22 protein-coding genes, 1 tRNA gene and 1 pseudogene are annotated in these 21,961 nt (G+C 58.7%); 17 read left to right on the top strand and 7 right to left on the bottom strand.

Annotated features, from left to right (window positions below; genetic code table 11):
- Positions 1-13 precede the first annotated feature (13 nt).
- From rplT to ORD17_RS02270, 5 genes are read left to right on the top strand one after another with little or no spacing between them, the layout of a single operon-like run.
- A complete protein-coding gene (gene rplT / locus ORD17_RS02290) occupies positions 14-376 on the top strand; it encodes a 50S ribosomal protein L20 (RefSeq protein WP_308389293.1) in 363 nt (120 codons plus the stop codon).
- A gap of 17 nt (positions 377-393) precedes the next feature.
- Positions 394-1,422 (top strand): phenylalanine--tRNA ligase subunit alpha, encoded by a 1,029-nt coding sequence (gene pheS, locus ORD17_RS02285; protein WP_308389292.1) that lies wholly within the window; start codon positions 394-396, stop codon positions 1,420-1,422.
- An 8-nt stretch (positions 1,423-1,430) separates the two neighbouring features.
- Positions 1,431-3,791, top strand: coding sequence for a phenylalanine--tRNA ligase subunit beta (gene pheT, locus ORD17_RS02280; RefSeq protein WP_308389291.1), 2,361 nt, complete (start codon positions 1,431-1,433; stop codon positions 3,789-3,791).
- Between the two features lie 9 nt (positions 3,792-3,800).
- Entirely contained in the window at positions 3,801-4,097 is a 297-nt protein-coding gene (locus ORD17_RS02275) for an integration host factor subunit alpha (RefSeq protein WP_215871613.1), read from the top strand.
- Positions 4,075-4,281, top strand: coding sequence for a MerR family transcriptional regulator (locus tag ORD17_RS02270; RefSeq protein ID WP_308389290.1), 207 nt, complete (start codon positions 4,075-4,077; stop codon positions 4,279-4,281). The genes ORD17_RS02275 and ORD17_RS02270 overlap by 23 nt, the downstream gene beginning before the upstream one ends.
- On the opposite strand, the gene ORD17_RS02265 is transcribed toward ORD17_RS02270, so the two are convergent.
- The gene (locus ORD17_RS02265; RefSeq protein ID WP_014003049.1) at positions 4,239-5,456 is read right to left on the bottom strand and encodes an ISL3 family transposase; all 1,218 of its coding nucleotides are present in this window, start codon (positions 5,454-5,456) and stop codon (positions 4,239-4,241) included. The genes ORD17_RS02270 and ORD17_RS02265 overlap by 43 nt on opposite strands.
- 71 nt (positions 5,457-5,527) lie before the next feature.
- Between ORD17_RS02265 and ORD17_RS02260 the strand changes: the two are divergent.
- From ORD17_RS02260 to ORD17_RS02230, 7 genes and pseudogenes are all read left to right on the top strand, one after another.
- Positions 5,528-5,830, top strand: a pseudogene (locus ORD17_RS02260) (MerR family transcriptional regulator); the annotation flags it as partial.
- A 35-nt stretch (positions 5,831-5,865) separates the two neighbouring features.
- Positions 5,866-5,942: transfer RNA gene (locus tag ORD17_RS02255), tRNA-Pro, on the top strand.
- A gap of 322 nt (positions 5,943-6,264) precedes the next feature.
- A complete protein-coding gene (locus tag ORD17_RS02250) occupies positions 6,265-7,557 on the top strand; it encodes an OprD family outer membrane porin (RefSeq protein WP_308389288.1) in 1,293 nt (430 codons plus the stop codon).
- Positions 7,547-8,632, top strand: a complete 1,086-nt coding sequence (locus ORD17_RS02245) for an ABC transporter ATP-binding protein (RefSeq protein ID WP_308389287.1) — start codon at positions 7,547-7,549, stop codon at positions 8,630-8,632. Before ORD17_RS02250 ends, ORD17_RS02245 begins: the two co-directional genes overlap by 11 nt.
- Positions 8,633-8,641: 9 nt before the next feature.
- Entirely contained in the window at positions 8,642-9,619 is a 978-nt protein-coding gene (locus ORD17_RS02240; RefSeq protein ID WP_308389286.1) for an extracellular solute-binding protein, read from the top strand.
- Positions 9,616-11,238, top strand: a complete 1,623-nt coding sequence (locus ORD17_RS02235; protein ID WP_308389285.1) for an iron ABC transporter permease — start codon at positions 9,616-9,618, stop codon at positions 11,236-11,238. Before ORD17_RS02240 ends, ORD17_RS02235 begins: the two co-directional genes overlap by 4 nt.
- A gap of 19 nt (positions 11,239-11,257) precedes the next feature.
- Positions 11,258-11,947 carry a hypothetical protein gene (locus ORD17_RS02230; RefSeq protein ID WP_308389284.1) on the top strand — a complete coding sequence of 230 codons (690 nt, stop codon included), beginning with the start codon at positions 11,258-11,260 and terminating at the stop codon, positions 11,945-11,947.
- Positions 11,948-12,120: 173 nt separating this feature from the next.
- Here the strand turns inward: ORD17_RS02230 and ORD17_RS02225 are convergent, their stop codons facing one another.
- Positions 12,121-13,755, bottom strand: a complete 1,635-nt coding sequence (locus ORD17_RS02225; RefSeq protein WP_308389283.1) for a TonB-dependent receptor — start codon at positions 13,753-13,755, stop codon at positions 12,121-12,123.
- On the opposite strand from ORD17_RS02225, the gene ORD17_RS02220 reads away from it, so the two are divergent.
- Positions 13,754-14,809, top strand: a complete 1,056-nt coding sequence (locus tag ORD17_RS02220) for an IS5 family transposase (protein WP_308387902.1) — start codon at positions 13,754-13,756, stop codon at positions 14,807-14,809. The genes ORD17_RS02225 and ORD17_RS02220 overlap by 2 nt on opposite strands.
- A gap of 78 nt (positions 14,810-14,887) precedes the next feature.
- On the opposite strand, the gene ORD17_RS02215 is transcribed toward ORD17_RS02220, so the two are convergent.
- Complete coding sequence (locus tag ORD17_RS02215; RefSeq protein WP_308389282.1) at positions 14,888-15,775, bottom strand: TonB-dependent receptor plug domain-containing protein; 888 nt, start codon at positions 15,773-15,775, stop codon at positions 14,888-14,890.
- Positions 15,776-16,047: 272 nt separating this feature from the next.
- Between ORD17_RS02215 and rfbA the strand changes: the two genes are divergently transcribed.
- From rfbA to rfbB, 4 genes are read left to right on the top strand one after another with little or no spacing between them, the layout of a single operon-like run.
- The gene (gene rfbA, locus ORD17_RS02210; RefSeq protein WP_308390032.1) at positions 16,048-16,926 is read left to right on the top strand and encodes a glucose-1-phosphate thymidylyltransferase RfbA; all 879 of its coding nucleotides are present in this window, start codon (positions 16,048-16,050) and stop codon (positions 16,924-16,926) included.
- Positions 16,926-17,474 (top strand): dTDP-4-dehydrorhamnose 3,5-epimerase, encoded by a 549-nt coding sequence (gene rfbC / locus ORD17_RS02205; protein WP_308389281.1) that lies wholly within the window; start codon positions 16,926-16,928, stop codon positions 17,472-17,474. The genes rfbA and rfbC overlap by 1 nt, the downstream gene beginning before the upstream one ends.
- Before the next feature lie 10 nt (positions 17,475-17,484).
- The gene (rfbD, locus tag ORD17_RS02200; protein WP_308389280.1) at positions 17,485-18,366 is read left to right on the top strand and encodes a dTDP-4-dehydrorhamnose reductase; all 882 of its coding nucleotides are present in this window, start codon (positions 17,485-17,487) and stop codon (positions 18,364-18,366) included.
- Positions 18,359-19,486 (top strand): dTDP-glucose 4,6-dehydratase, encoded by a 1,128-nt coding sequence (rfbB, locus tag ORD17_RS02195; protein ID WP_374693384.1) that lies wholly within the window; start codon positions 18,359-18,361, stop codon positions 19,484-19,486. Before rfbD ends, rfbB begins: the two co-directional genes overlap by 8 nt.
- A 241-nt stretch (positions 19,487-19,727) precedes the next feature.
- Here the strand turns inward: rfbB and ORD17_RS02190 are convergent, their stop codons facing one another.
- The 4 genes from ORD17_RS02190 to ORD17_RS02175 all read right to left on the bottom strand — a co-directional run bounded on the left by ORD17_RS02190 (position 19,728) and on the right by ORD17_RS02175 (position 21,957).
- Positions 19,728-20,282 (bottom strand): YbhB/YbcL family Raf kinase inhibitor-like protein, encoded by a 555-nt coding sequence (locus ORD17_RS02190; protein ID WP_308389279.1) that lies wholly within the window; start codon positions 20,280-20,282, stop codon positions 19,728-19,730.
- Positions 20,283-20,337: 55 nt separating this feature from the next.
- Positions 20,338-21,099 (bottom strand): SDR family NAD(P)-dependent oxidoreductase, encoded by a 762-nt coding sequence (locus ORD17_RS02185; RefSeq protein WP_308389278.1) that lies wholly within the window; start codon positions 21,097-21,099, stop codon positions 20,338-20,340.
- Complete coding sequence (locus ORD17_RS02180) at positions 21,096-21,650, bottom strand: DUF3833 family protein (RefSeq protein ID WP_308389277.1); 555 nt, start codon at positions 21,648-21,650, stop codon at positions 21,096-21,098. Before ORD17_RS02180 ends, ORD17_RS02185 begins: the two co-directional genes overlap by 4 nt.
- Positions 21,651-21,741: 91 nt before the next feature.
- Complete coding sequence (locus tag ORD17_RS02175) at positions 21,742-21,957, bottom strand: hypothetical protein (RefSeq protein WP_308389276.1); 216 nt, start codon at positions 21,955-21,957, stop codon at positions 21,742-21,744.
- Positions 21,958-21,961 lie beyond the last annotated feature (4 nt).

Raw genomic sequence — 21,961 nt, 5'->3', positions numbered from 1 at the left:
AAGGAGTACCCAGATGCCGAGAGTAAAACGGGGCGTTACCGCCCACGCCCGCCATAAGAAGGTTCTGGCGCGCGCCAAAGGTTTCCGTGGCCAGCGCAAGAGCAATTTCCGTATCGCCAACCAGGCGGTGATGAAGGCCTTGGTCTACGCCTATCGGGATCGCCGCACCAAGAAGCGCGATTTCCGTAGTCTGTGGATTGTCCGCATCAATGCCGCGGCGCGTTCCGAGGGCTTGAGTTACAGCCGCTTCATCAATGGCTTGCAGCGGGCTGGTGTGCGTCTCGATCGCAAGGTCCTGGCGGATCTCGCCGTGCGGGACAAGGCAGCGTTCTCTCGCTTGGTTACCGTCGCGAAGGGTCAGCAAGACGCCGCTTGAGTCTGCGCAAGGAGGCTATGGTGGAGAATGCAGTGTCGCCGGCCTCTGTCGTGGAGTTGGCCAAAGCCGTAGCCAGGATTCAGCAGCTCACCGAACTTGAGCAGCTGCGCGTGCAGTGGCTTGGGAAAAAGGGTCTCATAACCCGAGCAATGCAGGGCTTGGGCGCACTGGATCCGGAACAGCGGCGGGTCCGTGGCGCGGAGCTCAACGAGCAGAAAGAGACGATCCAGCAGCTGTTGGAGCAGCGCCGCGCAGAACTGGAAGAGGAGCTGCTGCAGCAACGTCTGGCAAGCGAATCCGTGGATGTTACCCTGCCGGGCAGAGATGCTGAGCGGGGTTCACTGCATCCAGTTCGGCAAACTCTCCATTGGATCGAGGATTATTTTTCCCGCCTGGGCTTCGACGTGGCCGATGGGCCAGAACTCGAAGACGATTTTCACAACTTCACCGCCCTCAACATTCCCGAAGACCACCCGGCGCGGGCGATGCACGATACGTTCTATGTCCAGGATGGGCGTGTACTGCGAACCCACACCTCGCCGGTTCAGATTCGTTACCTGGAGCAGCATCAGCCGCCCTTGCGCATGATTGCGACTGGGCGAGTCTATCGGCGTGATTCCGATATCACCCACACGCCGATGTTTCATCAGGTGGAAGGTCTGTATCTGGATGAAGCTGCGAGCTTTGCCGATCTGCGCGGTCTGTTGGCCGACTTTCTGCAGGAGTTCTTTGACAACAGCGCGCTGCCGGTGCGCTTTCGTCCCTCCTATTTCCCTTTCACCGAGCCCTCGGCAGAGGTGGATGTCGGTTGCGTCATCTGTCACGGGAAAGGATGCCGTGTCTGCAAGGATACTGGCTGGTTAGAGGTTCTTGGCTGCGGCATGGTGCATCCGAGTGTGCTCTCCACCGTAGCGGTCGATCAGGAGCGTTTTACCGGCTTTGCCTTCGGTCTGGGGGTGGAACGACTGACCATGCTGCGCTATGGCATCGACGACCTGCGCCTCTTCTTCGAAAATGACTTGCGCTTTTTGCGCCAGTTTGCGTAGGGTACGTCATGCGCGTGGCATTGGAGTGGTTGCGGGAGTATCTGGATACCGAGCGTTCGGCCGCAGAGCTGGCCGAAATCCTCAGCATGATCGGCTTGGAGGTCGAGGCGGTGGAAGCCGCAGCTGCGGATTTCTCCGGGGTGCTGGTCGGACGGGTTCTGCGGGTCTGGGCACATCCTTCCGCTGACAAGCTGCGGGTGGCGGAAGTCGATCTTGGTGCCGGGAACCACCGTCAGATCGTTTGTGGCGCAGCCAATCTGCGGGAGGATATGGTCGTTGCGGCGGCCTTGCCTGGCGCGCGGCTCCCGCACATGGAGATTGCCGAGGCCGACCTGCGTGGTGTGCGCTCGGCGGGGATGCTCTGTTCGGCGGCGGAGTTGGAAATCGACGATGGCAGCAGCGGCATACTCGAACTGGATGCGGATGCCCCAATCGGTGTGGATCTGCGCAGGTACCTGCGCCTCGATGATCCGGTCTTTACTCTGGGACTTACCCCGAATCGCGGGGATGCCTTCTCGATTCTGGGGGTGGCGCGGGACCTGGCGGCGCGTGGTGCCGGCCGTTTTCTGGCACCGACGTTGCCGCAGGCCGCTTGGCTGCCAGAGCCAAGCAGCACGCAGTTGACCAGTGCATTTTCGCTACGGATTGCCGACGCGGCTCTGGAAGCCTGTGGCAGCTACTCTGCCCTGCAATTGGAAGCGTTGCCGCAGCGTCTACCAGACCGCTGGCGCGAGCGCCTCCGTCGCGCTGGGCAGAAATCCATTGCGCCCATGGTCGATTGGCTAAATGTATGGATGTTGGCGCTGGGGCAACCCATGCATGCCTTCGACGCCGAAAAGATTCAGCAGGGAATCGAGGTGCGTTGGGCGCGCGCGGGAGAGGTGCTGGATGCCCTCGACGGCCGTGATCTGGCCCTCGACGAGGACATGCTGGTGATCGCCGATGCGGCGGGTCCCGTGGCCCTGGCAGGGATCATTGGTGGGCGTCGTACTGCCGTATCGGCGGGTACCCGCTTGGTACTGTTGGAGGCGGCATACTTTGCCGCGCGGGCCGTGCAGGGCCGCGCCCGCCGTCTGGGATTGCAGACGGAAGCGGCGCAACGTTACGAGCGTGGAGTGGATTTTCGCCTGGCGTTGCCTGCCGCCCTTGCCCTGGCCGAGCAGTGTGGCGTTCGTTGTGTGGCGGGGGCGACGGTATCGGGTACAGAACCAAGATTGTCGGAAATTCGTTTGCGGCCACAGCGCATTGCTCGGGTACTGGGTACAGAGATCGCGGCAGAGACGATCTTCCGGCAGCTCCAGGCGCTGGGTTGCCAAATCCGGGCCGACGGCAGCGAGTACCTTGTGCTTCCTCCCAGCCATCGCTACGACCTGCGCATTGAGGCTGATCTCATCGAGGAACTAGGTCGCCTTACCGGCTATGAACATCTGCCGACCCTGCGACCGCATGCCATCCTTCGTCCATTGCATAGTGCAGACGGGCATCGGCGTGCCCTGATGGCCTTGCTCAGTGCTCGTGGATATAGCGAGATCATCAGTTATAGCTTCATCGCCCCAGAACTGCAGGCGCGGTTCTACCCTGGAGTGGAGTCTCCGGTGCTGCAAAACCCCATTTCCGCCGATATGGCCGTCATGCGTGCCGGGATTTGGCCAGGACTTTTGCAAACCCTGAGTTTCAATCGCAATCGGCAGCAGGATCGTCAGCGCTTCTTTGAGATCGGGCGGGTCTTCACCGATCAGACGCAGCGTCTACAAATGGCTGGGGCGATGCTGGGTGCAGCCAAAGCCGACTCCTGGCTGGGAAAGGGCAGAGCCAGCGATTTTTTCGATCTCAAGGGCGACGTCGAGGCCTTGCTCGGAGTCTGGCCGCAGCGTTGCTTCCATTTTGCCAAGGTTGCCGATCCGGCCTTGCATCCCGGGCAAAGTGCCGAGATTTTCTGGGGCGAGCGGGTGGTAGGTCGCTTGGGTGCCCTGCACCCAGCGCTCGCGGAGAGCTATGATGTTACGGAGCCCGTCTGGCTCTTTGCCCTGGATCTCGAACTATTGTTGGAACCGTCGGAATTGCCGCGTTTTCAGTCGCTATCTCCGTTTCCCTCCGTGCGCCGCGATTTGGCCTTGTTGGTGCCGGAGGAGTTGACTGCGGGCGATGTTCTGGCGGTTTTGCGTGGAGCGGAGTCCCCGCTATTGCAGGAAGTGTCTGTGTTTGACCGGTATATTGGCAAAAGCCTCGCGGATGGGCAGGTAGGTTTGGGCGTACGTTTGCAGTTTCAGGGGCAAACGAGCACTCTGACAGAAGCACAGGTACAGGAAGAAGTGGATCGGCTGCTGCAGGCACTGCAACAAGTCGCTCCCATTGCGTTGCGCAACTAGAGGTGAAAAATGGCAGTAACAAAAGCAGAAATCGTCGACATGCTCTTTTCGACCATGGGTCTCAACAAGCGCGAGGCCAAGAGTGTCACAGAGTCCTTTTTTGAGGGCATTCGTGAGACCTTGGCGAAAGGGGAAGAGGTCAAACTCTCGGGTTTTGGCAATTTTTCCCTGCGCGAAAAGAACCCGCGTCCGGGCCGCAATCCCAAGACCGGTATCGAAATCACCATTACCGCACGGCGCGTGGTGACCTTTCATCCCAGCCAAAAGCTCAAGGCGTATGTAAATGGCGATGGAGCCAGGGAGTAGGTCGAAACCTGGTAAAACCCTGTCGGCGCTGCCTGCAATTCCGGAAAAGCAGTATTTTTCCATCAGCGAGGCAGCGACGCTTTGCGGGGTCAAGGCGCATGTGCTGCGCTATTGGGAGCAGGAATTTGGTTCTTCGATGTTTCATGTGGGTAGCCTGAGATCCAGTTTACCGAGGATCAGGTAGGCCATGTTGATAAAGTTCTTGTGGGTACGGTAGCCACGGGCTTTTGCCTTGGCGGACTGGAGGAGGCTATTGAAGCCTTCCAGAATCCCGTTGGTGATCTGGCTCTCGAACCAGCGGAGCACACCATCCCAGTGATTCATGACGGTGTAGGCGACCTTGACCATTGGCGGTAATCCGCTGTCCTTGACGTTTTCCACCCAGGCCTTGAGCAGGGTGGCGCCCTGGTGGCGATTCTGGACGGTGAAGATTTCTTGGAAGGTCAGGCGAAGCTGATAAGCCTGTGCTGTCTTGAGGTTCTGGTTCTTGAGGATCTCCCGGAGCCTGGCGCTTTGCTTGGCGGAGAGCTTTCCCGGGTTCTTGAGCCAAAGCCAGCGGCTCTTTTTCAGGTCTGGTTGGGAGAGGGCTTCCCCCTTGCGTACGGCATCTACGGCCTCATTGACGAGCTTCATGAGGTGAAAGCGATCGAAGGTGACCTGGGCGTTGGGCAGGTGTTCTGCGGCCCCTTTTTGGAAGGCTGGCGAGAGGTCCATGCTGACCTCCGTAATGGCCTCGGCGCTGCCGCCATGGGCCTGCAGATCTTCGGCGAACTGCGCAAAAGTCTCGGCATCCTTGCCGGGTGTGGCAAACAGCAGGCGCTTCGCCACGAGGTCCACAAACAGGGTGATGTAATCATGGCCGCGCCGGCTGCTCGTCTCATCGATACCGACGGAATGGACCTCTGACATGTCCGCGGCCTCGCGGGCCTTGGCGACGTAATGATCGAGCACCCGCCAGAGTCGCTGGTCCGTCTCCCGCACTAGGCGGGAGACCGTCAACACGGGCATCTCCCGGACCATGGCCATGACTAGAGCCTCAAAGAGCAGCGTGAATCCCGAGCCTTCCCGCGCCCAAGGGACGGATACCAAATGCACGCCGTGTTCCGGGCAATGGACCCGTGGTACGCGGGCATGGAGATAAGCCGCATGCTGGAAGAAGTCGAGGTGACGCCAGACCTTCTCCTGGGTGTCATAGACCGGGCAGTCCTGGCCGCAGACCGGACAGGGAAACTGACTACCCCTTGGGAAGTTCACATGCAGGTCCAGGCGCTTTTCCTCCACCGTGAACCGCACATCGTCCACCATCCACGGCGGAACCAACCCCAACGCCAGAGTGAACAGTTGATTACCTTGGTCCATCCTTATCCTCAGCTCGCTGCCCTTCCCATAAAGCAATCATACCGCCTTACCCACTCAATGTGTCGAGGAGCCAGGAATTTCCCCAGCTACGCCCATTGAAGCGACGGGGTAATCGCCGCTATTACCAAAAACATGATCTACTCTTGGTGCGGCAGATCCGCTTCCTCCTGTACGGCGAGGGTTTTACCATCCACGGCGCGCGCGAGAGGATTGGCCAAGGAGTGCGCGACAATGATCACTCGCCCCAGCTCGTTCTTGATATCGAGGTGCAAGACGACGCCGGGGAGCGCTCTCCGCAGCATTGGCGGCAGCGCCTCCAGACTCTGCGGCACGAGCTGGAGGCGCTGCGGAACCTCTGCGTGCGCCGCGATTGACCGCCGCTAAGAATCTGCGTACTCTGTGCAACTCGCGGGGCGTAGCGCAGCCTGGTAGCGCACCTGAATGGGGTTCAGGTGGTCGGAGGTTCAAATCCTCTCGCCCCGACCAACACAATAATTTGTTTGTCCATCTGGAAGTGCCCGAATCCTGCTGATTCTCCAGCCTCCACTGTCATCGGTCTTCGCTTCCCGCATCATCGTCGTTCTGCATCTGCCGTCATTTCTCTCCCTCGCCTGCTGGGCTACTGAGCCATCAGGAGCGGAGCTTGCCGCAAGTTCTGCGGCGTTGTCAGTGGCTGTCTGACTCCTTTGGTTCTCACAGAGCTCAGACCAAGCGTGTTTGTCATAAAATATTCATAAAAAGTTCATAAAACTGTCACATTGATGCGCTATCATGCGGCCTTCAGAAAAATCGCCGAGGACCGCCGACAATGCGCAATCGCTTTCTTGTATGTTCTGCCTTGGGTCTCACCCTGCTGCCTCTGCTCGGCCATGCCGACACCCTAGCACAAATCATCCGTGATGGTTCGGTGAGTGGGGATCTCCGTTCCTATTACTTCAGCAAGCTGTACGGTGCGCCGACGAAGGCAAACGAGGATGCCTACAGTCTGGGCGGTATTCTCAATGCCCGTACCGGGAGTCTTGACGGCTTCAGTGCGGGGGTAAGTTTTTTTACTGCCAATAGCCTGGGTACCCATGGAAACGATAGCAAGAACGTGGATACCACCCTCATGGGCATCGCGCCCTCCATCAATGCCTTGGGGCAGGCCTATTTGCAGTATGAGATGCCCAAACGTCTGCTCATTCGGGTCGGTAATCAGGTCATCAATACCCCGTGGATGGGACCGCGCGACTCGCGCATGTTGCCCCAGACCTTTCAGGGTGTTTTTGCTGAGCTAGAGCCCCTGCCGGGCCTGAAGATCGAGGGAATGCGCATCTTCCGCTGGAAGAGCCGGACCTCCGACAATTACTATCGCGACAACCTCTATTACCCAACCAACTATGACGAAGACCCTCTATACGGGGTGAAAAAGGTGGGGCTCAAGGCGGATACGCCGGCCAGCAACGGTACGTTGGCGTTTGGTGCCCAATATTCTGCCATGGGCGCCAAGTTGGCGGCTTGGTACTACAACTTCTATCAGTTTGCCAACCTGTTCTACGGCAGCGCCCAATATGGTCTGAAGATGGGTGGTGTTACTCCCTACCTCGCGGGACAGTTTTTGCGGGAGTGGGAAAGCAACGGAATTTTGCAAAATTATCAGGCCAAGCTCTTTGGACAGGAAGGGACGGTGAACACCACCCTCTGGGGCCTGAAGGCGGGGGTGAAGGTTCCGCACGCCAATCTCTTCTTTGCCTATAACCAACTCAACCCACATATCGATAGTTTTGGCGGTGGGGCAATCGTCTCTCCCTACGGTAATTATACCGCCATGTATGCCTCTTTCATGACGAATAATCTGCTGGCCTTTGGTCCCGGGCATGCCTGGCGCCTGGGCGCGGCTCTCGACGCTTGGCAAAAACAGATCCGTTTCTTGGCCGGCTTTGCCCACTTCGATACCAATTATGAGGGTAAAACCGATGGCGTGTATCTGGATTTGACCTATTTCCCCGTGCAGGTCAAAGGGCTGAGCATCCGCGATCGGGTGGCTATTGACAATGGATTGGCGGCCTACGCCGGGCACTCCTTCATCTATAACCGCCTGATGCTGCAGTATGCCTTCTGAGGAATCTGCGGGGCTGCAGATCGAGGGCCTGCAGGTCGAGCTGGGGGGGCGGCCGGTGCTTGCGGACGTCCATCTGCAGCAGGCAGCGGGCAGCTACGCCTGTCTGCTGGGGGAGTCCGGCTCGGGCAAGAGCACCTTGTTGGCGGTCATCGCGGGATTGTTGCGTCCGCAACGGGGATCAGTCTCTGTCCATGGTCAGCAGGTGAACGGGGATGGTATCTTCATCGCCCCAGAGCGACGGCAGACTGGGATGGTGTTTCAGGATGCCGCCCTCTGGCCGCATCTGAGCGTGCTCGAGAATGTGCTGTATCCTCTGCGCGCCCGTCGGCAGGCCGCCGACAAGATGCGGGCCTTGGCCCTGCTGGAGCGCATGGCCATACCTGCCGCCGCCGCCCGCCGGCGACCGCACGAGCTTTCGGGGGGGCAGCAACAGCGCGTCGCCATTGCCCGGGCCATCATCGCCAAGCCCCGCATCGTGTTGCTGGACGAGCCACTCTCGGCGCTCGATCACGGTGTGCGCGAGAATTTGCGCGAGTTTCTCCACGAGCTCTTTGCCGAGGAGGGCATCACGGCCCTGCATGTGACCCACGATCCGAGCGAGGCCTTTTATCTGGGACACCGGGTCGGCGTTCTGAATGCTGGCCATCTGGAGCAATGGGACAGTCCCGAGACCTTGTACCAGCAGCCGGCGAGTCTGGTGGTGGCGCAACTGGGTGGTTCGGTGCGGGCCCTATATGTGCCGGTTTTGCAGCATGCGGGAAAGCAGGCCCTGATCCAGTGGGAAGAGCGCCGCTGGCCGGTGCCTGCATCGGCAGGACTGAATGGCGCGACGCGCGCCATGCTACTGCTCCGGCCGAATGATCTGGAAATCGACGATGCGCCCAGCGACGCGCCCGAGGCAACGGTGCGCCATTCTCACTGGCACGAAGGCCGCTATCTGCTGACCTTGCAGGCCGCTGATGGCCAGGAGTTTCTCGCCCAGTCCCGCCGGGGGGATCTGGGACCGCGCCGGTGGCATATCCGCCCCGACCACGGTTGGTGTATTCCCGTGCTCTCTTCCGCAAACGACCGATAGGAGTATCCCATGAAACGTCTTTTCGTTGCCCTACTGGGTCTAGGCCTGGCGAGTGCCGCCCATGCCGCTACCCTCACCCTTTACAGTGCTGCCCCCGCCACCTTGGCCAAGTCCCTCGCCGCGGCCTTCGAAAAGAAGACCGGGGACCATGTGGATGTCTGGACCTCCAGCACCGGCAAAGTCATGGCGCGTCTGGCCGCCGAAGCCAACCACCCGCATGCCGATGTCGTGATGGTCGCCGGCTGGTCGGCGGGGCTAGATCTGGCCAAGCAGGGAATGGTCTACCCGTACCATCCGGCAGCCATCGAGAAGACTTTGGTCAAGCCCGCTCAGGTATCTGCTCCTTTTCTGCCTTATGGTCTGGATACGGTGTCGATGGTCTTCAACACCAAGGCCTTGCCCGCAGGTGCCAAGCTGCCGGATAGCTGGTTCGCCCTGACCCAGCCGGAGTGGAAGGACCGCATCACGGCACCGAATCCATTGCTCTCTGGCACCGCTTCGAGCTTTTTGGTGGCTTTTGTCGATCAATATGGCAACAAGGCCTGGCAGTTTTTGCAGGACCTGAAGGCCAACGGCACGGTGTGGCCGGGCACCAATCACGCGGCGTTGTTGCCGGTGCTCTCAGGTGAACGCAGCGGCATGCTGGAGTGTGTAGGACATGCCGCGGTGGCTGCCAAGGCGCAGGGCAACTCGATATCGTTGGTTTACCCCAAGGAGGGGACCATCGTCATCCCGCGGCCGATCATGATCCTCAAATCAGCTTCGGATAAGAAGCTGGCAGAGCAGTTCGTGAACTTTGCCATGTCTCCGGCCGGGCAAAAGCTGGTCGCCAAGAATAATCTCTATCCCGCCCTGCAAGGGATTCCGGCCAAAGCGATCATGGCCAAGATGGGTAGTTTCAAGGTGACTCCCGTCGACTGGGCGAAACTGGCAGCGACGCAGCCTGCCGTATTGGCGCGCTTCAAGAAGGATATTCTGGGTCAGTGAGCCGGCTGGCCAATCATCTGCTGGTCTATGTCATCCTTGGGGTGCTGGTTTTGGCACCCTTGGGGGCCATCCTCTATGAGGCGCTGCAGCCGGGTAGTGGTCAATTGCACGGGATTGCCCTACTACAGTTGGGAGTGGACCAGCAATTTCTGCAGTCTTTGTCCGGAACCCTGGGGATGGCCAGCCTGGCCGTCCTCTTTTCCCTACCCATGGGATTGGGCTTGGCTTTGCTACTGTATTTCTTTCCACCGCGTCTCACTCCTCTCTGGGAGGCGCTGATCCTGATTCCGTTCCTCATTCCTCCGTATCTGACTGCTGAGGCCTGGAGCCTTTTGGCCGGACCCGTAGGAATGATCGAGCAGTTGACCGCCTGGCGAGCGTTGGGGGCAACGCTCGAAGAATTTTTGTTTTCGCTGGCCGGTATGGGCATGGTGATGGCCCTGCATCTCACCCCCTTGGTCTATATCCTGCTGCGAGCCGCCCTCGAGAATGGCAATCCGCGCTTGTTGCAGGCAGCGCGAGTGCATGGAGCCTCGGCCCTAGGTGCCTTTCGTTTGGGCATTCTGCCGCTACTGCTTCCGGCGCTGGCCGCTGCGGGCTTGCTGGTCTTTCTCGATACCTCGGCAGAGTTTGGCGTTCCCGCCCTGCTGGCGGGGTACGCCGGAGTGCAGGTGCTCAGTACCAGTATCGAGGCGGCCACCAACGTCTGGCCGGTGGATCTGCCCAAGGCCTCGGCCATCGGCCTGATCCTTTGCGCCCTGGGGGTGGTGATCTGGTTCCTCTACCGGCCTCTGGTGCGCAACAACGAGGGGCGCATCCAGCGCCGCGCGCCAGCGCGCCGAGTATGGTGGAGCATCCTGCCGATTTCGATTTTTGCGCTGATTGGGGTGATTCTGCCTTTAGGAGCGGTGGTCGCAGTTTCTCTGGAAAAGGCCTTGAGCGTGGGACTGCAGGGGAGCAATTTCACTTGGCACCATTATCACCATGTGCTTTCCCACAGCTCTTCTGGCCTTTCGGCCCTGGAAACCAGCCTCAAGCTTTCCGCCTTGGTCGCAGTGTTTGGCATGGCCTCGGCGCTGCTGGCCGCCAATCTGGTCCGCCGGGGTGGGCGCATCGCTGCCTTCGTCGATCTTCTGGCAACGCTGCCCATGGCTATCCCCGGAGTGGTGCTGGCGGTGGGCATGATCTTGTTCTGGAATGCCCCTTGGAACCAGCTGCCGGTGTTTGGGCATCCGATCATTCTTGCGGTGGCCTATGCGACGGGGACTTTTCCCTTTGCCATCCGCTACGCCCGTACCGGACTCGCGCAAATCCCCGCACGCCTGGAGCAAGCGGGCCGGGTCCACGGCGGCTCGCCCTTGCACTCGGTCTTGCGAATTCAGATGCCGTTGCTCTGGCCCATGCTGGTGGGTGGAGCGACAGTGGTGTTTGCCTTGTCCATGCGGGAACTGGTGGCCTCGTTGATGTTGCAGCCGGCTGGCGTGCAGGTCATTTCCACCTATATCTACGGAAATTTCCGGCAGGGGACCATTGGCAATGGTATGGCTCTGTCGGTCATAGGCATTTTCAGTTCGGCGCTCATTCTAGGGCTCGCCCGGGGAGCGCTACTTCGTCGCTAAAATCACCAGGAGAACCATCATGTCCTCTCGCTGCCCGTTATTTCCGCTATGGGCCTTGACCCTGCTCACTGCCTTACCCTTGACAGCCCAAGCCGTCCCCGCCGAAATCATCCTGTTACGCCACGGCGAGAAGATCAACCCCTTCCAACTTTCAAAAATTGGCGAAGAGCGGGCGCATGCCCTGGCGCAGGTTTATCTGGGCAAGGACGCCAGTCACAGCATTCTGCCCAAGGGCGAGAAGCCAGCAGTTTTGATGACGGTCACCCTGCATACCATCGAAACCATGACCCCCACGGCGCTGAGCTGGGGGATGCCAGAGACGGCCTACACGGCAGTGCCCGAATACTTCCAAACCGAGAAGCAGAAAAAGGCGCAGGAGACCCAGCGCACCCAGGAGGCCGCCTACGCGATACTCCACGACCCGGAGTATGATGGCAAGGTGGTGATCGTTATGTGGGAGCACGCCCGTATTGCCAGCCAAAAATTGGAAGAGCATTCCCCCGGTCAGCAGGTCACTTTCCGGCAGCTCCTGCATCTGGGCACGCTCCCCGGCGTGCCAAAAACCTGGCCCAAGCATACCTTTGATTATTTCTGGATCGTGAAGTACCACGGCGGCAATCCCGATCCGGCTGCGTTTCAGATGATCAGACAGACCTACACTGGGAAATATGCCAATCTACCGCAAAATGACTGGGGCAAGCCGGAATAATCACTGACACCCATGGAGCTATCGTGGCGCATGTTGTCGTCACTTTTGGTCTACGAAGAAGCCTATCAAAAATCTTCTGCGGCTCTATCTTGGTTGTTCAATAATTGCGCAATAAAAAGGCCACGAATTATCGTGGCCGAAATTTTTTCTGACGAAAGAGCTGGAATCCGCGTTTAGAAGTTTGCGGTCAAACTGACATAAAAGGTGCGAGGTTCGCCTGGCAAACCGATCAGATCACCTTTGGTGTTAGGTCCATAAGTGCCACCGCTGCTGATATATTCGTAACTGTTGTAGCGATTCCCCGCGACATTGAGCAGATCGACATCTACGGCAATATTCCGGAAGTATTGCAGGTGCATTGGGATCTTGCTGTGCAGCGCCAGGTTCAGCAAGGTATAGGCCGGGAGTTTGGCGGTTGGCGACGGTGATTTGGTGATACTGTCGTAAAGGGTTTGCGGCCCGGTGTACTGGACCCAAATACGCGGCTCGAGCAGAAAACCGTCGACAAAACTCTTGGCATAGGCGCCAATATTGAAGGTGCTGTCCGGGACGTTGGCCACCGGAAGTCCAGAGTAATTTTCCTTGCCGTTATAATAGTTGCTGAAATGTGCCTGCTGTAGGGAGAGGTTGCCGAACAGGTGCAGCCAGTAGATAGGGTTGTCGACGGCGTAGAGGTTCACTCCTTGGTAGTCTGAGGTACCGAAGGCGTTGATGACCGTACCATCGGGCTCGGTGATCGGCAGATACTGATCGGAGAAGCGGGTGAAGTACCAATTGGCGCTGAACAGGAAATGATGCAGGACGCCGTCATGCTCAACATGCACCTTGAAGCCCGCCTGATAATTCTGACCTTTTTCGAGGCTGATGGAACTGCCGGGAATATCCTGGAACGGACCACCGCCGCCGCCAAAGCCCGGAATTTGGTTCGCTTCCGAATAGCTGGCAAAAAACGCCAGATGTTGGATGGGGCGCCAACTGATGTTGACCGAGGGCTCCACCGCGTTCAGGCTACGAGAGTCGGCTGGAAGTTTGGCCTGATTGCCCTTGGGATACAGGACGCTGGCTTCCGGGAAGGCCTCCGTGGTGTAGGGCGTATAATTGAGCTGCCACTGTTCCACACGTACCCCGGGGGTGATATCGAAGCTATGGGCAATATGGATTTTGTCCTGGAAGAAGGCGGAAAGATTTGTTACATCCAAAAAGTCACTGCGATATTTGTCGTTGGGTACGAAGCGGCTAGCATTGTAGGGCGGGTAGCTGCTGAAGAAGGCATTTTTTGTGTTATCGCGCGCTTTGAGGAAGTAGCCACCAAAGGCTATCTTGTTGTAGGGCAGGCGCGTGTCGAACCAGAGTTTGTCGCCATAGGTTTCGCTGTGCGGGTCATTGTACTCGTTGGTGTTGGGCGCACCCACGGCAAACGAGGCATAGCGGTTGTGCAGGCGATGCCCGTAGCGATACCAGATATCGTTATGGAGCCAGGTTTTCGCACCAATATCCACATTGAGCTTGTTGTAGAACATCCAGGTACTGTTGGAATCGATCTTGTATGGGGCGGCATTGTAGAAGCCGGAAGTCTGCTGGCTGTAGAGCGGTCCGGGAATCGGCTTGCCGGTCTTGTAATCGTAGCCATTGATGGTGGTACCCGAGGCTGGGCTCAGTGGGATGTCATAGGGCTTGTATGCCGAGCCAGAGGCCAAGTAGGCGCCAAAGCTGTCGTCTCCAGTATGAAATTTTTTGCGAACCTTAACAGGATGCTGAAAAAGTCCGTGGTATAATTGGCGGACCAGGGCACGGAGGGATTCGATCATGCGTGGAACCAAGGTAGAGTCGGGTGCGATGTTCAGTTATCTGTCCCCCGAGGAGCGAGTGCCGAAGGATCATCCCCTACGTGCTATTCGGGTGATCGTAGATCGCTCCTTGGCAGAGCTCGACGGACATTTCAACCAGATCTACTCAGACCTGGGGCGCCCCTCGATTCCCCCAGAGCATCTGCTTCGTGCTTTGCTGTTGCAGGTCTTTTATAGCGTGCGCTCCGAACGGCAGCTCATCGAGCAGCTGAACTACAATCTCCTGTTCCGCTGGTTCGTGGGCTTGGGTATGGATGATTCGATTTGGGTGTCCACGGTGTTCAGCAAGAACCGGGATCGCTTATTGGACAACGGAACAGTGCAACGCTTCTTTCAGACGGTTTTGGCGCAAGCAAGGTCTCAGGGACTACTATCCGAGGAGCACTTTTCTGTAGATGGCACCTTACTGGAAGCCTGGGCTTCACAAAAATCCTTCCAGCCCAAAGACCCCGAGGATCGGCAGGGCGACGGCTCGGATTTCCGTGGGCAGAAGCGCAGCAATGACACCCATGCCGCGGTAACGGACCCCGATTGCCGTCTCTACAAGAAGGCACCGGGGGATGCCTCGCGGTTGGCGTATCTGGGGCATGTGCTCATGGATAACCGCCATGGTTTGATTGCCGGAGAGAAGGTCACTACGGCGGATGGGACAGCAGAGGTGGATGCTGCGTTACAGCTCATGGATGAGCTGGGTGGAAGCCACCGGATCACCCTTGGCGCCGATAAGGGTTACGATCGTCATGGCTTCGTCCAGGACCTTCGTGATCGGAATGTCACCCCGCACGTGGCCCGTAAGTGCAAGGGATCCGCGGTAGATGGTCGCACGACCCGTCATGTCGGGTACAACATCAGCATTCGTGTCCGCAAGCGGATCGAGTCGATCTTTGGGTGGATGAAGACCGTGGGCGGGATGCGCAAAACGCGATTCCGTGGATTGGAACGGGTGGGGCTGCACTTCACTCTGGTGTCCACCGCCTACAATCTGGTGCGTATGGCACGACTGGGGGTAGCGTGATGGGAGTACTGCGTCCAGAGTTCGGGAATCCGGGCAGATTGACCAGAAAAACCGCACAAAAGTGGTCCAGAACTGCCTTCAGGCCGCGTTTTTCGAGAAAAATAGGTGCCGAGCAGATTTTATTGCTCGGTTTTTCAGCGACCTGTTAAAGAACCAGGCATAACTGTGACTGGGGAGAACGACTCCCGAAGGGCTATACAAGGTCGTGCCCGCTGGAACTCCAAGAAAGCTATTTCCACTGCTTACTCCACCGGCAAGCACAGCGGAGAAGCCGTCGATATTTCCGGTACGGATGTCAAAATGAATATTTTTGAAATCATTGCTGCCATAGCGTATGCCAACGCTTGCGCCGGGCTTGGCAGTGGGCTGAATCGGAACGAAATCGATACTGCCGCCAATGTTGTTGTACCAGCGGTTCTCCGGATTGCCTGGCCCGTAGGTGATATGGATCCCCTGGATCAAAGAGGATTGGTTCACCTGCGGCGATTGCCACAACCCCGTTGCCGGGTTATTCATGGGAATACCGTCGAACTCCACGGCAATACTGTGTGCAGCTTCGGAACCCTTGGGATTGCCCCAACCCTGTTTGATACCGTCGATACTGATCTGCGCCTTGGCAGCGCCCGTTCCATAGCTGGCGAGCACATTCACGCCGGGAGCGTAACTGAGCATCTGCGCGCCACCTGCGGCGGGCCCTGCGGCTTCGATTTCGGCGCGTCCTAGCACCTTGCTGGAGATTCCCGAGTGAAAGATCTTTTTCTGAGAGGGCAGTAGGGGGCTACGTCCAGCATAGGCCGATTGTGTCACAACATTGCTGGCGACCTCGCCCACATTGACTGCATGGTGCTTGTGGTGTTTCTTGTGATGCTGGCTGGCGTCGACCTGGGCACTGGCAGTGGTGCTATAGGACAGGGCGGCGGCCAAGGCAATGGTAAGGACGCGCCAACGTGTATTACAGACGGACATCGGGGTACTCCTTTCGTAGCGGTTGGTTGAAAATTGTTGTGAAGTTGGGAGGATACCAACGATGTGTTACAGTTTTGTGAACAATTGATGACAAAATAATGATATTTTGGATTTTCTATTTTATGGGTGCATAAATGCCTGCAGAAAGTGCGCGGCGTTTTTCGTGGCGACCACGACCTGGAGCCAGCTTCGCCCAAAGCCTGGACGTCGCCGCCGCGACTGATTACCCTTGCGGAACGAAAGTAAGCCAAGATCGGGAAGGCCATAGCAGCATGCGTAAGGGCATCATTCTGGCGGGGGGATCTGGTACCCGTCTCTATCCGCTAACCCGGGTACTGAGCAAGCAGCTCATGCCCATCTACGACAAACCGCTCATCTATTATCCTTTGTCGACCCTCATGCTGGCGGGCATCCGCGAGTTTTTGGTGATTTCCACCCCCGCCGATCTCCCGCATTTTCGCCAGCTTTTGGGCGACGGTTCGGCTTGGGGCCTCGATTTTCAGTATGCCGAGCAGCCGCGCCCGGAGGGGCTGGCGCAGGCCCTGCTGATTGCCGAAGCATTTTTAGCAGGAGCCTCTTCCGCCCTGATTTTGGGGGATAATCTCTTTTATGGGCATGACCTGAGCGAAGGCCTGCAGGCGGTTAGTCGGCAGGCGACTGGTGCTACGGTCTTTGCCTACCATGTCGCCAATCCCCGTGCCTACGGAGTGGTGGAGTTTGACGCCCAGGGGCGGGCGGTGTCTCTGGAGGAAAAGCCGGCCAGGCCGCGTTCCAGTTATGCCGTTACCGGTCTGTATTTTTATGACGCGCAGGCCAGCCAGATTGCGCGCACGATTCGGCCTTCAGCGCGCGGCGAGCTGGAAATCACCGAGCTCAATGCCCGCTATCTGGAAGCAGGGCAGTTGCGGGTAGAGATTCTCGGGCGGGGCACCGCCTGGCTGGATACTGGCACCCATCAGGACCTGCTCAATGCTGGCGAATTCGTGCGCACCCTGGAAGAGCGCCAAGGGCTGAAGATTGCGTGTCCAGAGGAGATCGCCTGGCGCATGGGGTATATCGACGCGGAGCAGGTCTTGCGTCTGGCGGAGCCCCTGCGCAAAAGCGGCTATGGCGAATATCTGTTGCGTTGTCTGGAACAGGAAGGACACTGATGGAATTACAGCGCCTCGCTATCCCGGACGTTTGTCTGCTCACGCCTCGGGTTTTCGGTGACCAACGCGGCTTCTTTCTGGAAAGCTGGAACCGCAAGACCTTTGCCGATCTTGGTCTTGATCTCGACTTCGTGCAGGACAACCACTCGCGCTCCGCCCGCGGTGTTCTGCGGGGATTGCACTATCAGATCGAGCAGGCGCAGGGCAAGCTGGTGCGGGTGGTGGAAGGCGAGGTCTTTGACGTTGCCGTGGACCTGCGCAAGAGTTCTGCCAGCTTTGGACAGTGGGTGGGCGTGACCTTGTCTGCCACAAATCATCAGATTCTCTGGGTGCCTCCGGGCTTTGCCCATGGTTTCTACGTGCTGAGCGAATTTGCCCAGTTTCTCTACAAGACCACTGACTATTATTTGCCCAGTGCGGAGCGTTGCTTGCTGTGGAACGATCCGGCTTTGGGGATCGCCTGGCCTATCCCTGCCGGGGAAAGCCCCATGCTCGCTGCCAAGGATGCAGAGGGTCTGCCCCTCGCCCAGTGTGAAGTCTTTACCTGAGGATTTGTGGATGCGCCAGATCTGTATTTTTGGGGCTGGAGGGCAATTGGGGCGGGAACTGCTTCGCCGTCGTCCAGCGGATGTGACGGTGCATGCCATCGATCGGTCAATGCTGGACCTCAGTCGTCCTGCCGAAATCTCTGCGCTATTGCAGCGCTTGCGGCCGCATATCATCATCAATGCCGCCGCCTACACGGCCGTGGATCGCGCGGAGTCCGAGGCGGAGCTGGCATACGCCGTCAATGCAGAAGCACCCGCGCTCATGGCCCAGTGGGCGCAGGCAGCGGGGGCGCGGTTGCTGCATGTCTCGACGGATTTTGTCTTTGATGGTCGGCAGGGCAGGCCTTATACGCCCAGTGATACCGTGGCTCCCCTGGGCGTTTATGGTGCCAGCAAGGCGGCGGGAGAGGAGAAGATCCGCGGCTTTCTCGGTGCAGACGCCCTGATTCTACGCACTGCTTGGGTCTACAGTGAGTTCGGCAACAACTTCGTCAAGACGATGCTCCACCTGATGGCTGAGCGGGAGACGCTCTCCGTGGTTGGCGATCAGATTGGCACGCCTACCTGGGCTGGGGGCTTGGCAAGTGTGCTTTGGCGTGCCACCGAGCTGCCGGAATTCTCGGGCACGCAGCATTGGACCGACGCTGGCGTGGCGTCCTGGTACGATTTCGCGGTGGCGATCCAAGAAGAGGGTCTGCAGCAGGGCCTGCTGACACGACAGATTCCCATACAGATGATCCCGACCACGGCCTATCCCACCCCGGCCAAACGCCCCGGTTGCGCGCTGCTGGACAAAGCTGGCAGCTATGCAGCCCTGGGGGCGCCACCGCATTGGCGGGTACAGTTGCGACGCATGATAGGCGCTTGGCAAAAAGGAAAGATCGATGGCTGACAAGTTGATACCGGCAGAGATGCGACTCTTGGTTACCGGTGGTGCAGGTTTCATTGGCGCCAATTTTTGCCACTATTGGCGGCATCGTTTTCCGCAGGGCCGTTTGGTGGTGCTCGACGCCCTGACCTATGCCGGTAACCGGGCAAGCCTCGCAGGGTTGATGAATCAAACAGGATTCCTCTTCGTTGAGGGCGACATCAACGATACGCCGTTGGTGGAAAAGCTCTTGCGCGAACACGAGCTCAACGTCATCGTCCACTTTGCCGCCGAGAGCCACGTCGACCGTTCCATCCACGACCCGGATGCATTTCTGCATACCAACATCCTTGGCACCCACAGCCTCTTGCGGGCGGCCCGCAAAGTTTGGTTGGAGGGGCCAGGTGGAGTCATTCCGCATCGCTTTCATCACATCTCCACCGACGAAGTCTATGGCACCCTTGGGCCGCAGGATCCGCCTTTCCGCGAGGACACGCCCTACGCGCCTAATTCGCCCTATGCCGCCAGCAAGGCGGCCTCGGACCACCTGGTACGGGCCTATCAGCATACCTATGGGCTGCGCACGACGACCAGTAACTGCTCCAACAATTACGGGCCGTATCACTTTCCGGAAAAACTCATCCCACTGGTGATCCTCAATATTTTGCACGGCCGCCCCCTGCCCATTTATGGTGACGGGCAGCAGGTCCGCGACTGGCTTTTCGTCGAAGATCATTGCCAAGGCATCGCTCTCATTCTCGAGCACGGTGCAGAAGGGGAGAGCTATAACATTGGCGGCCATAACGAGTGGGCGAACCTCGATATCGTGCGTCTGATCTGTGGATTGCTGGATACGGCTTTTGCCAATGACGCCAGCCTCGCCCGGCGTTTCCCCCATGCCGCACCGGCCCAAGGAAAAGCGGCGGAGAGCCTGATCAGCTATGTCAAAGACCGCCCCGGTCACGACCGTCGCTATGCCATAGATGCCAGCAAAATCGGCAGGGAGCTCGGCTATCGGCCACGACACAACTTTGCCGAGGGTATTCGCAAGACGGTGGATTGGTACCTGCAGCATTCCGACTGGTGGCAGCCTTTGCTTGGTGACGCCTATGCCCAGTGGGTGCAAAAACAATACGCTGACTGAGCCTTTTCGAGTTTCTCGCTTCTGTTTTCCGCTATCGCTCACTCAGTTACAGATGACGACTCGAGGGCGCCGCGTTCGGCTTCACGCGCTTTGCGTTGCGGAGCCACCAAGGCCATTATAAGGCCGCCAGAAGAACATCACGCTCACAGAACCTTCCGCCGTTTCACGGAGAGCCGGCATGAAGCTCGCGCAACAGGATCAAGCGATCCTGATGCACGAGGGATTGGCCTACATAGGCAAACTACCGGACCGGTTCGTCCGTATCGAGGGCAAAGTGTCCGCTAAACTCCGCCCGGTCGATCACATGCCCGAGGGGATGAAACTCGACGGCCTGCGGATCGTCGGCCGGGGGCGGAGCGATGTCGCCAGGATCACGTTGCTTGCGGAGTTTTTCTTTGACTGTCTCCCAATTGGCTCCTTCCGCGAGGCCCAGACCGGGCAGATCACAAGCCAGCAGATGGAAATCATAGTGCTGCAATTCATGGCTGGGGTCGGCTACCGGCGGGTGATAGCTATCGGACCCGAAATCATTCTTCCCGGTCTTGGCCCCCTCCGGGATCGGTCCGCCCTCGGGAATGCCCGTAGCGCTCACTGGTATGTCGTATATCAGCCAGTGAATACGCTGTCCGGCCGCCGCGCCGCGATGTTCCATGAGTAGAATGAGACTCTGGGCGTTAGCGGGAACATGCAGCCAACTGATAGGCGGGATCTTCCCTTCCCCGGGTTGGGCAAAGCGTTGTGGAATCCAGTCTTCAGGATCAATGCCCGTACTGAATACCTTCATTTCTGCAGTCATCGTCGCCTCCTTTTCTTCGTTCTTTTCAGTCTAGACAATATCTGCATGCTTTGCCTCAGAGCCCCGTCGCGCGGCGGATGAGCGGAAAGTACCAGCGGTAGGGGAGGCAACGCAGGAGGGAAAAGCGGCGGGTGAAGGCGCGGGGAAACTGGATCTCGAAACGCTTGCTGCGCATCCCGCGCAGGAGGGCCTGGGCAGCATCCTCGGGGCGCATCAGGTGCGGCATGGAGAAGGTATTCTGGGCGGTGAGAGGGGTGGCAACAAAGCCGGGATGCACCACCTGCACGTGAAAGCCGCGGGGTTCGAGATCGAGGCGCAGTACCTCGGCCAGGTGGGTGAGGGCGGCCTTGCTTGGGCCGTAGTAGAGGGATTGCGGCAGGCCGCGCACGGCGGCGATGCTGGAGACGAGAACGATCTGCCCCGCCCCGCGCTCCTGCCAACCGGGCAGGGCTGCAGCCAGACTGCGTAGGGCACCGCGGTAGTTGATGTCGAGGATCTCTTCGGCTCGATGCAGGTCGAGTTCCCAGGCGCGTGCCGGAGTGTAGGCACCCGCGAGATAGACCAACACATCGATACCTTGCCAATGGCGCAGGATTTCGGTGTGCGCCGCCTGCAAGCTCGTCAAGTCCTGCACATCGGCGGGCAGAATCAGCGGTTGCGCGGCAGCCGGCAAGACCTGCTCGAGCTGGTCTTGTCTGCGGGCGCTGAGAGCAAGCCGTGCCCCGGCGGCGTGCAGGGCCTGGGCGGTGGCGGCGCCAATACCCGTGCTGGCGCCAATCAACCAGCAGCGGCGATTTTGCCAGTAGGTGTCTGTCATCGGTAGGTCTCCGGGCGCGGATGGCCACGGACGGCGTCGAGCTCATCGGCGCCGAGGCGATGAATCTCGATGATTGCTTCGCCAACGAAAAAACCGAAGAAGTGCATGCGACTGTGATTGATTACATGCTGCGGTCCGAGCAGGTACATGCGGTCATCGGTGCGTAGATTGTAAGCTTTGTCGCCCACGGGTTGGCGCACGGTATACTGCCAGTGCATCGCATAGCCCTCGGCACTGCCCTCGGCAATACCGACGATGTCTCCGGCAGAGCCCGCGGCGGTGCCGCGAAAATTTCTCTCGTCAATCTGCTCCAGCTTCCAGACGCGCTCGGCATGACTGCTATTGCCTTGATCGTCGAGAAAGGTGAAGCGCTCCTCCAGGGTGCCGCGTTTACCCTCCCAGTTACCCAGCATGTTCATGAAAAAGCGATTGCGCACGCGACGCTTGCGATCGCAGAAGACGCCGCTGGCAACGAGAGGGCCGCTAAAGAAGCCGTCGAGAGTGAAGCGCGGCAGGGTGCCGCGATACGCGGCAGTACTGTTGATCGACATGATGGCATTCTCCTCGTTCTTCTTTACGTAAAATTCCAAACCCCAGATGCAAAAAATGGAGCGCGAACGCTCCCCAATAGGCCACCAGAAGTCAATCTCTGCGCACGAGTCTCTTGAGAGGGATCAGCTCCGAGCGATAATGTTCTTTGGGAACCAAGCTACTCACCGCATAGGAAACTCCAATCAGGGTCAGAATCCCGGCGCTCAAATTCCAGAAGGGAAGGCTGTAAGAGCCCTGAGTCGCGAAGAGCCCGGCGAGCAGCAAAAAGAAGCCTCCCTTCATCCATGAGTAATTATGTGCAGGCATTCCG

This window comes from Acidithiobacillus sp. AMEEHan (genome assembly GCF_030996345.1).
In the GTDB taxonomy this organism is placed as follows: Bacteria; Pseudomonadota; Gammaproteobacteria; order Acidithiobacillales; family Acidithiobacillaceae; genus Igneacidithiobacillus.
This window is presented reverse-complemented; position numbering and strand designations above follow the sequence as displayed.